The organism is Streptomyces sp. KM273126 (genome assembly GCF_004337435.2).
GTDB classification, from domain to species: domain Bacteria; phylum Actinomycetota; class Actinomycetes; order Streptomycetales; family Streptomycetaceae; genus Streptomyces; species Streptomyces acidicola.
On record NZ_SJXB02000001.1, the window covers coordinates 626240 to 641613 of the forward strand.

A 15374-nucleotide genomic window follows, 5' to 3' on the forward strand; every position below is an offset into this window, starting at 1 on the left:
GGACCGCCTGCCTGGCACACGCGCGCCCGCGGCCGGAGGCCGCTGACGGACGCCTACTTCGCCTTGCGCGCCACGGTGAAGTGGTCGATCCGGTCCCCCGTCTCGGCGATGCCCTGCACCTTCAGCTCGGCGTAGTGGCCCTTCGGAGCGGGGACGACGTCCACGCGCAGGAAGGAGTAGTTGAGGTAACGCACCCGGGACCAGGCGACCGTCTCGTTCTGCTTCCCGCCCTTGAGGTTGACGAACGAGGCCACGGAGTCCACCTCGTGCTCGTGCCCCTCGTACGAGTCGGGAGCACTGAACGCGTAGAGGCTGCGGCCCGCCGCGCCCGCCGTCACGTACACGACACCCTCGGTCTCGGGGTACGCCGTACCGCCGATGGGCAGCTTCTTGGCGACCTCGTCGCCCTTGATGACGTCCGTGCGCTCGTACTGGTGGTTGTGGCCGTTGATGACGAGGTCGACGGTGTACTTCTCGATCAGCGGCACCCACTCCTGGCGCACTCCGCCCTCCGAGGCGTGCGCGGTGGAGGTGCAGTAGGCGCAGTGGTGGAAGAAGACGACGACGAAGTCGATGTCCTTGCTCGCCCGGAACTTCTTCAGTTGCGCCTCGAACCACGTGGTCTGGGTGCCGCCGGAGAGGCCGAGGTTGGCCGGGATCTCGAAGGAGACGTCGTTGGGGTCCAGCGAGATGATCGCCGTGTTGCCGTAGACGAAGGAGTAGACGCCCGGCAGGTTCTTCTTGTCGGGGCCGTTGTCCGGCAGCGTCCAGCGGGCTTCCTCGCCGCCGTAGCCGTTGGGCGAGTACCAGGCCTCCATGTCGTGGTTGCCGTAACTGACCATCCACGGGATCTGCTTGGCGACCGACTCGGTCTGGTACAGGAACTGGTCCCAGGTGCGTGAGTCGAAACCGGTGTCGGTGGTCCTGCCCTGTCCGGCCGGGTCACCGTAGGCGATGTCGCCGGCGTGCAGGTGGAAGACCGGGTTCTGGCCGAGGATCAGGCTGTCGTTGGCGAGCGCGTGGTAGCTGACGCCCTGGTCCCCGAAGGCCGTGAAGGTGAACGGCGTCTTCTGCGCCGGGGCGGTGGTGAAGGTGCCGAGGGTGCCCAGCAGGTGCGGCTCGGCCGGGTCGAAGCCGGCGTGGCCGACGCCGTAGTAGTACGTCTGCCCCGGGCGCAGGTGGGTGAGCCTGGCATGCAGGTAGTACTGGGTGTGGTCGCCGCTCGCACCGACACCGGCGGGCGTGTAGAGGGTGCGGACCTCGGTTTCGATCTTGCGGGACAGGTCCCACGGGTGGGCGCCGACGCGGATGAAGGGCTTCTTCACCGCGACGGGGACCTGCCACGAGATGGTGATCTCGGTGCGCGGGTCGTTGCCGAAGGCGAGATGGCGGCCGAAGGGTGCGACGAGCGAGCCGTCGACGGTCTCGGTGCTCGCCACGGTCTGTGTCGGTACGGCGGCCTGGGCGGTGGCGCCCGGTACGAACGCGCCACCCGCGACGGCACCCAGCGTGACGGCGCCGCCCCTGATCATCGTGCGCCGCGAGAATCTGGCGCGCAGGTATTCGTGCTGCTCGGCCATGCTCATGCGCTCGGCGAGCCGCTCCGGTACTCCCATGCGAGGAATGTCCATGAGCCCTGAAACTCGTCCCCTGGGGCAACGAGTCGCCGCACGCGGAATGGACGGTGCACGAACAGGCACTCATGAGAGATTCAATGTTCACCCAAGGACTTTCAACAGCCACCTGCCCGGAATCGGGCAGGATTCTTGCGAAACGGCCGCCCGTACCCCAGGATCTACCGGGTGCACGACGAACTTGTTGATCATCTGACGCGGTCCACGCCCCTCAGCCGGGGGGAGGCGCTGCGCGTGATCCAGGACGTGCTCGCGTACTTCGACGAGACGACCGAGGACTACGTCCGTCGCCGCCACCGTGAACTCCAGGCCCAGGGCCTGGTGAACTCGGCGATCTTCGAACGGATCGAGGCGGACCTGAAGTACCGCGCGGTGGCACCGCCCGAGCTCACGCTCAGACAACTGCGCCGCATCGTCTACGGCTGAGGTCGTCGTGGACGAACGACCACAAACGGGATGCACAGCCACAAACGGGCTAGCTGCAAACGGGTCAGCTAAAAACGGGGAGAAAAGGGAGAACTGTATGTGCGGAATCGTCGGATACATCGGTAAGCGCGATGTGGCCCCGCTGCTGCTGGAGGGCCTGCAGCGGCTGGAGTACCGCGGCTACGACTCGGCGGGCATCGTCGTGACGTCGCCGAAGACGGCCGGCCTGAAGATGGTCAAGGCCAAGGGCCGGGTCCGTGACCTGGAGGCCAAGGTCCCCGCGCGCTTCAAGGGCACCACCGGCATCGCCCACACCCGCTGGGCCACCCACGGCGCCCCGTCCGACATCAACGCGCACCCGCACATGTCGGCCGACAGCAAGGTCGCGGTCGTGCACAACGGCATCATCGACAACGCCTCCGAGCTGCGCCGGAAGCTGGAGGCCGACGGCGTCGAGTTCCTCTCCGAGACCGACACCGAAGTCCTCACCCACCTGATCGCCCGCTCCCAGGCCGAGACCCTGGAGGAGAAGGTCCGCCAGGCGCTCAGGATCATCGAGGGCACCTACGGCATCGCCGTCATGCACGCCGACTTCACCGACCGGATCGTGGTGGCCCGCAACGGCTCGCCGGTCGTCCTCGGCATCGGCGAGAAGGAGATGTTCGTCGCCTCGGACATCGCCGCCCTGGTCACCCACACCCGGCAGATAGTGACCCTCGACGACGGCGAGATGGCCACCCTCAAGGCCGACGACTTCCGCACGTACACCACCGAGGGCACCCGCACGACGGCCGAGCCGACCACCGTCGAGTGGGAGGCCGCGTCGTACGACATGGGCGGCCATGACACGTACATGCACAAGGAGATCCACGAGCAGGCCGACGCCGTGGACCGTGTGCTGCGCGGCCGTATCGACGACCGGTTCTCCACCGTGCGCCTGGGCGGCCTGAACCTGGACGCCCGCGAGGCGCGCCGGATCCGCCGCGTGAAGATCCTCGGCTGCGGCACCTCGTACCACGCGGGCATGATCGGCGCCCAGATGATCGAGGAGCTGGCCCGCATCCCCGCCGACGCCGAGCCGGCGTCGGAGTTCCGCTACCGCGACGCGGTCGTGGACCCCGACACGCTGTACGTGGCCGTCTCCCAGTCCGGTGAGACGTACGACGTGCTGGCCGCCGTGCAGGAGCTGAAGCGCAAGGGCGCGCGGGTGCTGGGCGTGGTGAACGTCGTCGGCTCGGCGATCGCCCGCGAGGCCGACGGCGGCATCTACGTCCACGCGGGGCCCGAGGTCTGCGTGGTCTCCACCAAGTGCTTCACGAACACCACGGTCGCCTTCGCGCTGCTCGCCCTGCACCTGGGCCGCACCCGCGACCTGTCCGTCCGCGACGGCAAGCGGATCATCGAGGGGCTGCGGAGGCTGCCCGGGCAGATCTCCGAGATCATGAAGCAGGAGGAGGAGATCAAGAAGCTGGCCGAGCAGTTCACCGAGGCCCGCTCGATGCTCTTCATCGGCCGTGTCCGGGGCTACCCGGTGGCCCGCGAGGCCTCGCTGAAGCTCAAGGAGGTCTCGTACATCCACGCCGAGGCGTACCCCGCCTCCGAACTCAAGCACGGCCCGCTGGCGCTCATCGAGCCCGCCCTGCCGACGGTCGCGATCGTCCCGGACGACGACCTGCTGGAGAAGAACCGCGCGGCCCTGGAGGAGATCAAGGCCCGTAGCGGCCGGATCCTCGCGGTGGCCCACCAGGAGCAGGAGAAGGCCGACCAGACGATCGTCGTCCCCAAGAACGAGGACGAACTCGATCCGATCCTCATGGGCATCCCCCTGCAACTCCTCGCCTACCACACGGCATTGGCCCTGGGCCGGGACATCGACAAGCCGAGGAACCTGGCGAAGTCGGTAACGGTGGAGTAGGGACACGCCCCCCGAAAGAGGCGCCCCAAAGGGGCGCTTCTAAGGGGCGCTCCTAAGGGGCGCGGGGAACTGCGCGACCAGCCCCCACGCACCAGCAGAGGCCGAACAAACTGAACGGACCCCCACGCATGCCACCAAAACTTGAGGGTCCGTCACCTCGCCGAGGCCAGCCCGCGCCCATCACCCTCCGAGCACATCTCACCCGGCACAACGGCGAGTTACGAAAAGAGCGGCTCCGGGAGCGCAGCTCACGGAATGACGATCACGGGGCGCTGCGCCCGCTTCGCGAGCCGCCCCGCGACCGAGCCGAAGATGCGCCCCACGATCCCGTGCGTGGAACCGACCACGATCGCGTCCGCCTCGTACTCCCGCCCCACTTCTTCGAGTTCGTGGCAGATGTCGCCGCCGCGCTCGACGAGGATCCAGGGGACCTCGGCGAGATAGTCGGCGCAGGCGAGTTCAAGGCCGAGTACCTCGGTGCGGTGGTCGGGGACGTCGACGAAGACGGGTGGCTCGCAGCCGGCCCACACCGTGGTGGGCAGCCGGTTGGCGACGTGCACGATGATCAGGCCCGAGCCGGAGCGATGGGCTATGCCGATCGCGTACGCGAGGGCGCGCTCGCTGGACGTCGAGCCGTCGAAGCCGACGACGACGCCGTGCTTGAAGGCGGGATCGCAGGAGGGGCGTGCTTCTTCCGCCGCCAGCGGGTCGGCCGCCGTGTGATCGGCTACCGACCGCCGCTTGCGGTCAGCTGGGTCGAAGAATTCGTGACCGGCCATGGATATCTCGGCGTTCGGGTCCTTGTGGGTGTGGGACGACAGTGTGTGGCGGAGCTGTGTCCGGGAATCATCTTCCCAACCCCATACCCCCAAGGGTACGGCGGCACGCCTCCTTAAGCCCATACCCCGCACCATGCCGCGCGGGGTTCCAGGGAGCATGCACGAGGGGACAGCCGTAACGCAATGGTTGCTGCCCCGTACAGGCGGTTTGCCCAAGGTTCACCCGGGTGTGCGGCACAGGGCTTACCCAGGGTACGAGCCACTCCGGCCCGGATCCACCCTCCGGCAGTGACCGAGCGGTCGAACACGCGTTGAACCCCGGTGAGTCACTCCTACAGGGGGCACGCTGCGCCCGGACACCCGACGGCCTCCCGGTCCACCCCCGCACGTCCCCGCCCCGTGGAGCGCCCCGCCCCCGACACGGCGGGCGGCCTCATCCGCTGGGCCTCCTTCAGTTGTGCCCTCGTGCCCGTGGTCCTCCTCGGGTACGGCACGTCGCTCGCCGGGGCGGCCGGAGCGGCCCTGGGCCTGGCGGCCGTGACCGCGGTGTGCCGGCTGCTGCTGCGCCAGTCGGAGCGGGGAGCGGCACGCGCATCGGCCGAGGAGGGGGCGCCACGGCGGGGCCGCCACGGCCGGGTCGGCTCGGGGGCGCACAGGGGCGGACGGCATTCTGGAGGAGATACGCCGGTCGACTGACCGGTTTCTGCGCACACCACCGCACCTTTTCAGCCAACTTCGGGTCCCTGTGCATGTGTTGCTCGAACACCCCCACACCACCCGTTCGACCTGCACTGAAAGGGGCCCGCAGGGCGCGCGCACCCTACGTGGATTGGCCACTACGACGAGGCGCACTTCCCTGTACGGCCCACGAGTGCAACGCTTCGTGATCGAATGCTTCACGCCAAGTTGCCAAGTCGACAATGTGCCGGTTGCCGAACTGGTCACGCCGGCACCACGGGACACAGTAGATTCGATCTTGACTGTCTTACGGCGGGGGACTCGTGCAGGACCAAGGGGAAACGTGCAGGAGCGACACAACCGAGGAGCCGCGACCACCGAGGGGGGCTTAGCAGGATGAGCCACGACTCCACTGCCGCGCCGGAAGCCGCGGCCCGGAAACTTTCCGGGCGACGCCGCAAGGAGATCGTCGCGGTGCTGCTGTTCAGCGGCGGCCCCATCTTCGAGAGTTCCATACCGCTTTCGGTGTTCGGGATCGACCGCCAGGACGCCGGAGTACCGCGCTACCGGCTGCTGGTCTGCGCCGGAGAAGAGGGACCGCTGCGGACCACGGGGGGCCTGGAACTCACCGCGCCGAACGGACTGGAGGCGATCTCACGGGCGGGCACCGTCGTCGTGCCGGCCTGGCGCTCGATCACCTCGCCGCCGCCGGAGGACGCGCTCGACGCCCTGCGCCGGGCGCACGAGGAGGGCGCCCGCATCGTCGGGCTGTGCACCGGCGCCTTCGTGCTGGCCGCCGCCGGCCTGCTGGACGGCCGCCCGGCCACCACGCACTGGATGTACGCGCCGACGCTGGCCAAGCGCTACCCGTCGGTGCACGTCGATCCGCGCGAACTGTTCGTGGACGACGGAGACGTGCTGACCTCGGCCGGTACGGCGGCCGGCATCGACCTGTGCCTGCACATCGTGCGCACGGACCACGGCAACGAGGCGGCCGGCGCGCTGGCCCGCCGCCTGGTGGTCCCCCCGCGCCGCAGCGGCGGCCAGGAACGCTACCTCGACCGGTCTTTACCCGAGGAGATCGGCGCCGACCCGCTCGCCGAGGTCGTCGCCTGGGCGCTGGAGCACCTCCACGAGCAGTTCGACGTGGAGACCCTCGCCGCGCGCGCGTACATGAGCCGCCGCACCTTCGACCGCCGGTTCCGCTCCCTCACCGGGAGCGCCCCGCTGCAGTGGCTGATCACCCAGCGCGTACTGCAGGCCCAGCGCCTGCTGGAGACGTCGGACTACTCCGTGGACGAGGTCGCCGGGCGCTGCGGCTTCCGCTCCCCCGTCGCACTGCGCGGCCACTTCCGCCGGCAGCTGGGCTCGTCCCCGGCGGCCTACCGGGCGGCGTACCGGGCGCGGCGGCCCCAGGGCGAGAGGCCGGACGGCCCGGACGGCTCCTCGGGCTCGGGCGGGCCGCAGTCGGTGCCGCAGGACGCCGCCGCGCTGCCGCTCCAGACCCGCCGTACGGCGGCCGCGAGCGCCCTGGCCCCGGCGGCCTCACTCTCCACGGAGGGCGCCAAGCCCGAGCTGTACGCCACGGGCCGTCTGCCGGGCCAGCGCAGCGCCCCGTAGCCGCCCTCGGACACCCTCGGCCCGGTCCCGACCTGATCACCCAGGTGCAGGACCGGGTCGTTCGGTTGTCACGGGCCGTAAGGTGAGACACATGAACGATCGCATGGTGTGGATCGACTGCGAGATGACCGGACTCTCGCTGTCCGACGACGCGCTCATCGAGGTGGCCGCGCTGGTCACCGACTCGGAGCTGAACGTACTGGGCGAGGGCGTGGACATCGTCATCCGTCCGCCGGCCAAGGCACTGGAGACGATGCCGGAGGTGGTTCGCCAGATGCACACCGCGTCCGGGCTGCTGGACGAGCTCGCCGGTGGCACGACGCTGGTGGAGGCGGAGGAACAGGTCCTCAGCTACATCCGCGAGCATGTCAAGGAGCCCGGCAAGGCCCCGCTGTGCGGCAACTCGGTCGGCACGGACCGCGGCTTCCTCCACCGCGACATGCCGGAGCTGGAGGAATACCTCCACTACCGGATCGTGGACGTCAGCTCCATCAAGGAGCTGGCCCGCCGCTGGTACCCAAGGGCGTACTTCAACAGCCCCGAGAAGAACGGCAACCACCGGGCCCTCGCCGACATCCGCGAGTCCATCGCGGAACTCCGCTACTACCGGGAGGCGATCTTCGTCCCCCAGCCCGGCCCCGACTCCGACACGGCGCGGACGATCGCCGCGAAACACGTCCTGCCCGCCGGGTAACCGCCCCGCCGGAGTGCCGCCGGGCCCCGCCGAAACCCTGGCGCGAGCACCCCTTCGGACCCTGTACACTTTTTCTCGGCCGGTCGGTGAACCACTCGGAGAACCGCCGGTCATGGTGGGTGTAGCTCAGCTGGTAGAGCACCTGGTTGTGGTCCAGGATGTCGCGGGTTCAAGTCCCGTCACTCACCCGAAGGCGAAGGCGACGTGTGCCCGCGGAAAGCGCGGGCCTCGTCGCCTTCGTCGTTACTGCGCGGCTTCGCCGCGCGGGCGGGGGCTTCGCCACCCGCACCCCCCTTGCGCGTGGTGGGCCGGAGGGGTTCAGGCCCCTTGCGCAGGGTGGGCCGGAGAGGTTCGCGTCCTCCCGCTGGGTGGGCCGGAGAGGTTCGCGTCCTCCCGCTGGGTGGGCCGGAGGGCTCGCGTCCCTTGCGCGGGGTGAGCGAAGGTTCGAGGCGCCGGTGCGCGGGGTGAGCCAGAGGGTTCGCGTCCTCGTGTGGGGTGGACCCGGGGGCCAGGCACCGGGGGCGAGGGTCGCCTCTGACTCCGATGGTCTTACGAAGGCCGACGGCGTTCGGATTGCCGTCCCGCCCGTATGGACCCCTACGACGAGTGCCGCTGCATCAGCTCCGTCGGCAGTACCAGCTGCCGCCGCTCCAGACCCCGCGACACCGCCGGGCGGTGGTCCGCGATCTCGTCCAGGAGGAGGTTGATCATCGCGTGGCCCATCCCCTCTATGGGCTGGCGGACGCTGGTCAGGGGCGGGTCCATGTGGCGGGCGATCGCCGAGTCGTCGTAGCCGACGAGGGCGATGTCGTCGGGGATACGGCGGCCCGCCTCGCGCAGCACCTGCCGGGCGCCCGCCGCCATCACGTCCGACTCCGCGAAGACCGCGTCCAGGTCGGGGCACCGCTCAAGGAGCTCCATCATCGCCCGGCGGCCACCCTCCTCCGTGAAGTCACCCGGCACGATCAGTCGCTCGTCCACCGGGTGGCCGGCGTCGCGCAGCGCCTGGCGGTAGCCCTCGACGCGCCGCTGGGCGCCGTAGACGTCGAGGCGGCCGGCGATCGTGGCGATCTTCTTCCGCCCCCGGGCTATGAGGTGCTGCACCGCCGAGTGGCCGCCGCCGTAGTTGTCCGAGTCCACCGAGGGCAGCGTCTCGTGCTCCGAGCGCGGGCCGCTGATCACGGCAGGGATCTCCAGCTGGGCCAGGAGGTCGGGGAGGGGATCGTCGGCGTGGACCGACACCAGGAGGGCGCCGTCCACCCGGTGCGCCGCCAGGTACTGGGCCAGGCGGCGGCGCTCGCGGTCGCTGCCCGCGAAGATCAGCAGCAGCTGCATCTCGGTGTCCGCCAGTGCGGCGCCCACGCCCTTCAGCATGTCCGAGAAGTACGGCTCGGCGAAGAAGCGGGTCTCCGGCTCGGGGACGACGAGGGCGATCGCGTCCGTGCGGTTCGCGGCGAGCGCCCGGGCCGCCGTGTTCGGGACGTAGCCGAGCTCCGCCACCGCCGCCTCGACGGCCGCGCGGGTCGCGTCGCTGACCCGGGGCGAACCGTTGATCACCCGGGAGACCGTGCCGCGGCCGACACCGGCCCGCGCGGCGACCTCCTCCAGGGTCGGACGCCGACCGCTCCGGCTCCGCCCACCGTGACCAGCCATGATCCCCTCCCATCAACGCCGCACTGGCGTGGAATCTAACAGTCGTGATTCGCCGTACGACGCCCGGGAGCGTCCGGGCCCACCTGCGGCGCCCCGCGGTCCCACCTCTCTCTGAAGACTCGCCTGTCCCACGAGCCTCAGTGGCACCATGCCTCGGCGCCCTCTGCCGAGGGCGCCGGGTTAGTTAACAGCCCGATAACCGAACACATCTCTCCGCGTCTGCTCCCTTGACACCCCCGCACGAACCGACGACTCTTCAACACATCACTTGTGGGAGCGCTCCCACAGTACCTGACACATACACAACCCGCACGTTCCCCACCCGAGCCGCAGCAGCATGAAAGAACGGGTCCAACAACGCAGTTGGCCGGGGGGCCGGCACGTCAGGGCAACAGGAGGACTCAATGCGAGGACGTACCCTCCCCCACTCTCGGCTGGGTTCGAGAGGGGTCAAGACCCGCCGCAGCGCCCGCAGGACGGTGGTCCTGGCGGTGACCGCCGCCATGGGCGCCGGGCTGCTGGCCGGCTGTGCCGACGACGGTGACAGCGGCAGCGATTCGTCCGGAGGCGGCAACTCGGGCAAGACCGTCGTCAAAATGGGGCTGTTCGGCGCCTTCGGCTTCAAGGAGGCCGGCCTCTACGACGAGTACGAGAAGCTCAACCCGAACATCAAGATCGAGGAAAACGTCACCCAGCGCAACGAGAACTACTATCCGGCGCTCGTCAACCACCTCACCACCAACGCGGGCCTGATGGACATCCAGGCCGTCGAAGTCGGCAACATCGCCGAGGTGGTGAGCACCCAGGCGGACAAGCTTGAGGACGTCTCCAAGGCACCCGGCGTGAAGTCGAGCGACTGGCTGGACTGGAAGTGGCAGCAGGCCACCACGAAGGACGGCCGGACGATCGGTCTCGGCACCGACGTGGGGCCGGTGGGCATCTGCTACCGCAAGGACCTCTTCAAGGCGGCCGGGCTGCCGACCGACCGCGAGGAGCTGGCGAAGAGCTGGGCGGGTGACTGGAAGAAACTGATCAAGGTCGGTGAGGAGTACCAGAAGAACGCCCCCGAGGGCACCACCTTCATGGACTCCCCCGGTGGCCTGATGAGCGCCATCCTCGGCAGCGAGAAGGTCAGGTTCTACGACAAGTCCGGCAAGGTCATCTACAAGGACAACCCGGTCGTCAAGCAGTCCTTCATGATGACCGCGAAGGCCGCCCAGGACGGACTGGTCGGCGCCCAGACCCAGTTCCAGCCGGACTGGAACACCACGATCGCCAACAGCAAGTTCGCCGCGATCGCCTGCCCGCCGTGGATGCTCGGCACGCTCAAGGAACACTCCAAGGGCGACACGAAGGGCAAGTGGGACGTGGCCGTCGCGCCCAAGTCCGGCAACTGGGGAGGGGCCTTCCTGTCCGTGCCGAAGAGCGGCAAGAACGTGAAGGAGGCCATGAAGCTGGCCGCCTGGCTGACCGCTCCGGAGCAGCAGGCGAAGCTGTTCAAGGTGCAGGGCAACTTCCCGAGCGCACCGGCCACGTACACCACACCCGAAGTGCTCGACGCGAAGAACGAGATGACGGGTGACGCGCCGATCGGCAAGATCTTCGCCGAGGCGGCGAAGACGACTCCCGTTCAGGTCATCGGTCCCAAGGACCAGGTCATCGGGTCGAGCCTGAACGACAACGGTCTCGTCCTGGTCACCAAGGGCACGTCTCCCGCGAAGGCCTGGGAGACGGCCACCAAGACCATCGACAACAACCTGGAGAAGTGACCGGTATGGCCACCCGGCACGACACCGCCGCGCCCCCCGTCAAGGAGGGGGCGCGGCCCCGGCCCGCCCGCCCGCCGACGCCGTGTCCGTGGACTCGGCGACGAAGCGGGCCCGGTTGTCCCGCCGCTGGCAGCGGGACGTGCGCTGGAGCCCGTACGCCTTCGTATCGCCGTTCTTCCTGCTGTTCGTCGCGTTCGGCCTGTTCCCGCTGGTCTACACGGGCTGGGCGTCGCTGCACCAGGTGGAGTTGACGGCGCCCACCGACATGGAGTGGGCGGGGCTGCGCAACTACACGCGCATCTTCGACGACGAGTTCTTCTGGAACGCGGCGAAGAACACCCTCACCATCGGCATCGTCTCCACCGTTCCGCAGCTGCTGATGGCGATGGGCCTCGCCCACATCCTCAACTACAAGTTGCGCGGCTCGACCTTCTACCGGGTCGTGATGCTCGCTCCGTACGCGACGTCGATCGCCGCCGCCTCACTGGTGTTCGTGCTGCTCTTCGGCCGCGACTACGGAATGATCAACTGGGTCCTGCACCAGGTCGGGATCGGCGCCGTCGACTGGCAGAGCGACAAGTGGGCGTCGCAGATCGCCGTCTCGTCGATCGTCATCTGGCGCTGGACCGGCTACAACGCGCTGATCTATCTGGCGGCGATGCAGGCCATCCCGCAGGACCTGTACGAGTCGGCGGCCCTGGACGGGGCCAACCGGTGGCAGCAGTTCTTCCATGTGACGCTGCCGTCGCTGCGGCCGACGATCCTGTTCACGTGTGTCGTGTCGACGATCGGGGCGAGCCAGCTCTTCGGCGAGCCGCTGTTGTTCGACCAGACAAAGGGCGCCTCCGGCGGCGCCGAGCACCAGTTCCAGACGCTGGGCCTGTATCTGTACGAGCAGGGCTGGGTGAACCAGCACCTGGGGCGGGCGTCGGCGATCGCCTGGACGATGTTCCTGATCCTCATCGTGATCGGGATCGTCAACTACGTCATCTCGCGCCGGCTGCGCGCCAGTCATTAAGGAGTTCCGGCCGTGACGACGACTGTGACGAAACCTCCGGCCGACGCGGTGACCCCGCCGCCGAAGCGCACCCGGCGTCCCAAGTCCGCTCGGGCGGGCGGGCAGTTGCACGCCGGGCCGATCGCGTACGTGATCCTGGCCCTGTTCACCGTCGGCTCGCTGTTCCCGCTGGTGTGGACGGCGATCGCCGCCTCCCGCGACAACAGCCGGCTGGCGCAGTCCCCGCCGCCGTTCTGGTTCGGTTCGGGCCTCCTCGACAAGCTTGAGGTGGCCTGGAAGGACGCCAACCTCGGTGAGGCGTTCCTCAACACCACCCTCGTGGCGGGCATTTCGGCGGTGACCATAGTCGTGCTGTCGACGGTGGCCGGGTTCGCCTTCGCCAAGCTGCGTTTCCGGGGCCGGAGCGCGCTGATGCTGATCGTGATCGGCACGATGATGGTGCCGCCGCAGCTCAGCGTGATCCCGCTGTACATGATGGTCGCGAAGCTGGACTGGACCGACCAGTTGCAGGCGGTGATCTTCCCCTCGCTGGTGAGCGCGTTCGGTGTGTTCTTCATGCGCCAGTACCTGCTCCAGGCGCTGCCGGACGAGATCATCGAGGCCGCCCGCGTGGACGGCGCGAGCAGCTGGCGGGTGGTGTGGCACGTGGTCTTCCCGGCCGCGCGGCCCGCGATGGCCGTGCTGGGCATGCTGACGTTCGTACAGACCTGGAACGACTTCCTGTGGCCGTTCCTGGTGCTGACCCAGATGGGCAACCCGACCGTGCAGGTCGCGATCGCCGGCCTGGGACGCGGCTACACTCCCGACCAGTCCCTGATCATGGCCGGCGCGCTGCTCGGCACGCTGCCGCTGCTGCTCGTCTTCGCGATCTTCGGCAAGCAGATCGTGGGCGGCATCATGCAGGGCGCCGTCAAGGGCTGACGGCACCGGCCCGCCATGGTCCCCGTGCTTCCGGGGTGAGTCACCACCACCTCGTCCCGGATGTCCCTCCCCCCTTCCTCCAACGGTCTGGACGACCACCGATGGGAGCGCTTCCATGCCTGAACCCGTGACGCCGGTGACCTTTCCCTCCACCTTCCTCTGGGGCGCGTCGACCTCCGCGTACCAGATCGAGGGGGCAGTGCGGGAGGGCGGTCGCACCCCGTCGATCTGGGACACCTTCAGCCATACGCCGGGCAGGACGGCCGGTGGCGATCATGGTGACACCGCCGTCGACCACTACCACCGCTATCCCGAGGACGTGGCGCTGATGGCGGAGCTGGGCCTGGACGCCTACCGCTTCTCCGTCTCCTGGTCGCGGGTGCAGCCGACGGGGCGCGGCCCGGCCGTCCAGGTCGGCCTGGACTTCTACCGCCGTCTCGTCGACGAACTGCTGTCCCACGGCATCAAGCCGGCCGTCACCCTCTACCACTGGGACCTCCCCCAGGAGCTGGAGGACGCGGGCGGCTGGCCGGAGCGCGACACGGCGTACCGGTTCGCCGAGTACGCGCAGCTGGTCGGCGAGGCGCTCGGTGACCGCGTGGAGCACTGGATGACGCTCAACGAGCCCTGGTGCACCGCGTTCCTGGGCTACGCCTCCGGGGTGCACGCCCCGGGCCGTACGGAGCCGGAGGCGTCCCTGAAGGCCGCCCACCATCTGAACCTGGCCCACGGCCTGGGCACGACGGCCCTGCGGTCGGTGATGCCGGCCCGCAACTCGATCGCGGTGAGCCTCAACTCCTCGACGGTGCGGACGGTGTCCCAGGACCCGGCGGACCTGGCGGCGGCCCGCAAGATCGACGACCTGGCCAACGGGATCTTCCACGGCCCGATGCTGCACGGCGCGTATCCCGAGACGCTGCTGAAGGCGACGGAGGAGCTCACCGACTGGTCGTACGTCATGGAGGGCGACCTGGAGCTGATCAACCAGCCGCTGGACGCGCTGGGGCTGAACTACTACACCCCGGCGCTCGTGTCGGCGGCGGACGCCGGGGCACGGGGCCCGCGGGCGGACGGGCACGGGGCGAGCGCGCACTCCCCCTGGCCGGGCGCGGACGACGTGATGTTCCACCAGTCGCCCGGCGAGCAGACGCAGATGGGCTGGTCGATCGACCCGACGGGTCTGCACGACCTGCTCATGCGGTACACGCGGGAGGCGCCGGGCCTGCCGCTGTACATCACCGAGAACGGCGCGGCCTACGACGACAAGCCCGACCCGGACGGCCGCGTCCACGACCCGGAGCGGATCGCCTATCTGCACGGCCACCTGTCGGCGGTCCGCCGCGCCATCTCCGACGGCGCGGACGTCCGTGGCTACTACCAGTGGTCCCTGATGGACAACTTCGAGTGGTCGTACGGCTACGAGAAGCGGTTCGGCATGGTGTACGTCGACTACGCCACGCTGAAGCGGACGCCGAAGTCGAGTGCGCGGTGGTACGCGGAGGCGGCGCGGACGAAGACGCTGCCCCCGGTGGAGTGATCGCGGAGCCACCCCATGCATTCCTCCGCCCTGCCCCTCGTCCGGGGCAGGGCGGAGGAATGTGCCCATACCGTGCGGCCCTCGGGCCGGCGCAGCCGCCACCCGCGATCGCTTTGTTTCCGGCATGTTGAGAACCGTCCGTTCTTGGGTGGCCGAACATGAGCACGCCTCACACTCCGCCGGCCGCGGCTGAGTGCAAGGTGGGTCTCCGCGGGCGGCACGGATTTCGTGCGGTAAGCGGTCGGCGGCATACGCATTCACCTGATCGAACACCGAATTCGACATGATCACGCGACTTATGAAGCGGAATCAGTAACTCCGAAATCACGGCATTGCGTTTGCCCGCTTTACCCCGTTGGCGGGCACCCGATGAAGAGCGCGATCAGGCCATCACGCATCGCCGCCGGCGTGCAGGAGAATGTGGCAACCGGACGGTGCACCGTGATATGTTCTGTGCGTTCGTTATCGAACGGACGATGCTCTTCGGCGAATCATGAATGGCACTTGCGTACGGCCCTCCGGCCACGAGAACGGGGAGAGTGCTTGCATGGGTAAGGCCACAAAACGCCTGATGGACCCACCCTTCCTCGCCGCGCAGCGGGACATCTCCAGCATCGACCCACGGGCCTGAAGCTTCTTCAGCAGAACGTCATCACATCGCATTCCCCCTTTGCCGCAACGGTGCGGCCTGCCGCGCCGCCTTGACATGCGCAGCGCGGCCACAGGAATG

The 15374-nt window shown here is 68.9% G+C and carries 11 protein-coding genes, 1 tRNA gene and 1 pseudogene; 10 read left to right on the forward strand and 3 right to left on the reverse strand.

Features of this window, described 5'->3' with window-relative positions; genetic code table 11:
* Positions 1 to 53: 53 nt before the first annotated feature.
* Complete coding sequence (locus tag E0500_RS02625) at positions 54 to 1616, reverse strand: metallophosphoesterase family protein (RefSeq protein WP_131567884.1); 1563 nt, start codon at positions 1614 to 1616, stop codon at positions 54 to 56.
* 186 nt (positions 1617 to 1802) lie between these two features.
* Here E0500_RS02625 and E0500_RS02630 point away from each other — a divergent pair, with 186 nt between their 5' ends.
* Positions 1803 to 2060 carry a hypothetical protein gene (locus E0500_RS02630; protein WP_131567882.1) on the forward strand — a complete coding sequence of 86 codons (258 nt, stop codon included), beginning with the start codon at positions 1803 to 1805 and terminating at the stop codon, positions 2058 to 2060.
* Between the two features lie 97 nt (positions 2061 to 2157).
* A complete protein-coding gene (gene glmS / locus E0500_RS02635; protein ID WP_131567881.1) occupies positions 2158 to 3975 on the forward strand; it encodes a glutamine--fructose-6-phosphate transaminase (isomerizing) in 1818 nt (605 codons plus the stop codon).
* 248 nt (positions 3976 to 4223) lie between these two features.
* On the opposite strand, the gene E0500_RS02640 is transcribed toward glmS, so the two are convergent.
* Positions 4224 to 4754, reverse strand: a complete 531-nt coding sequence (locus tag E0500_RS02640) for a universal stress protein (RefSeq protein ID WP_131567879.1) — start codon at positions 4752 to 4754, stop codon at positions 4224 to 4226.
* A 399-nt stretch (positions 4755 to 5153) separates the two neighbouring features.
* Here E0500_RS02640 and E0500_RS02645 point away from each other — a divergent pair, with 399 nt between their 5' ends.
* The 4 genes from E0500_RS02645 (at position 5154) to E0500_RS02660 (ending at position 7934) form a co-directional block, all read left to right on the forward strand.
* Positions 5154 to 5450 (forward strand): hypothetical protein, encoded by a 297-nt coding sequence (locus E0500_RS02645; protein ID WP_131571962.1) that lies wholly within the window; start codon positions 5154 to 5156, stop codon positions 5448 to 5450.
* 378 nt (positions 5451 to 5828) lie between these two features.
* Positions 5829 to 7052 (forward strand): helix-turn-helix domain-containing protein, encoded by a 1224-nt coding sequence (locus tag E0500_RS02650; protein ID WP_131571958.1) that lies wholly within the window; start codon positions 5829 to 5831, stop codon positions 7050 to 7052.
* Positions 7053 to 7143: 91 nt separating this feature from the next.
* The gene (gene orn / locus E0500_RS02655) at positions 7144 to 7746 is read left to right on the forward strand and encodes an oligoribonuclease (protein ID WP_131571959.1); all 603 of its coding nucleotides are present in this window, start codon (positions 7144 to 7146) and stop codon (positions 7744 to 7746) included.
* 115 nt (positions 7747 to 7861) lie between these two features.
* Positions 7862 to 7934: transfer RNA gene (locus tag E0500_RS02660), tRNA-His, on the forward strand.
* 409 nt (positions 7935 to 8343) lie between these two features.
* Here the strand turns inward: E0500_RS02660 and E0500_RS02665 are convergent.
* Positions 8344 to 9399, reverse strand: a complete 1056-nt coding sequence (locus E0500_RS02665) for a LacI family DNA-binding transcriptional regulator (protein ID WP_131571960.1) — start codon at positions 9397 to 9399, stop codon at positions 8344 to 8346.
* Positions 9400 to 9803: 404 nt separating this feature from the next.
* Here E0500_RS02665 and E0500_RS02670 point away from each other — a divergent pair, with 404 nt between their 5' ends.
* From E0500_RS02670 to E0500_RS02685, 4 genes and pseudogenes are all read left to right on the forward strand, one after another.
* Entirely contained in the window at positions 9804 to 11168 is a 1365-nt protein-coding gene (locus tag E0500_RS02670) for an ABC transporter substrate-binding protein (RefSeq protein ID WP_131571961.1), read from the forward strand.
* Positions 11169 to 11173: 5 nt separating this feature from the next.
* Positions 11174 to 12186: pseudogene (locus E0500_RS02675) on the forward strand (carbohydrate ABC transporter permease).
* Between the two features lie 12 nt (positions 12187 to 12198).
* The gene (locus tag E0500_RS02680) at positions 12199 to 13107 is read left to right on the forward strand and encodes a carbohydrate ABC transporter permease (RefSeq protein ID WP_131562397.1); all 909 of its coding nucleotides are present in this window, start codon (positions 12199 to 12201) and stop codon (positions 13105 to 13107) included.
* 115 nt (positions 13108 to 13222) lie between these two features.
* Positions 13223 to 14644, forward strand: coding sequence for a GH1 family beta-glucosidase (locus E0500_RS02685; protein ID WP_131562399.1), 1422 nt, complete (start codon positions 13223 to 13225; stop codon positions 14642 to 14644).
* The last annotated feature ends 730 nt before the right edge of the window (positions 14645 to 15374 follow it).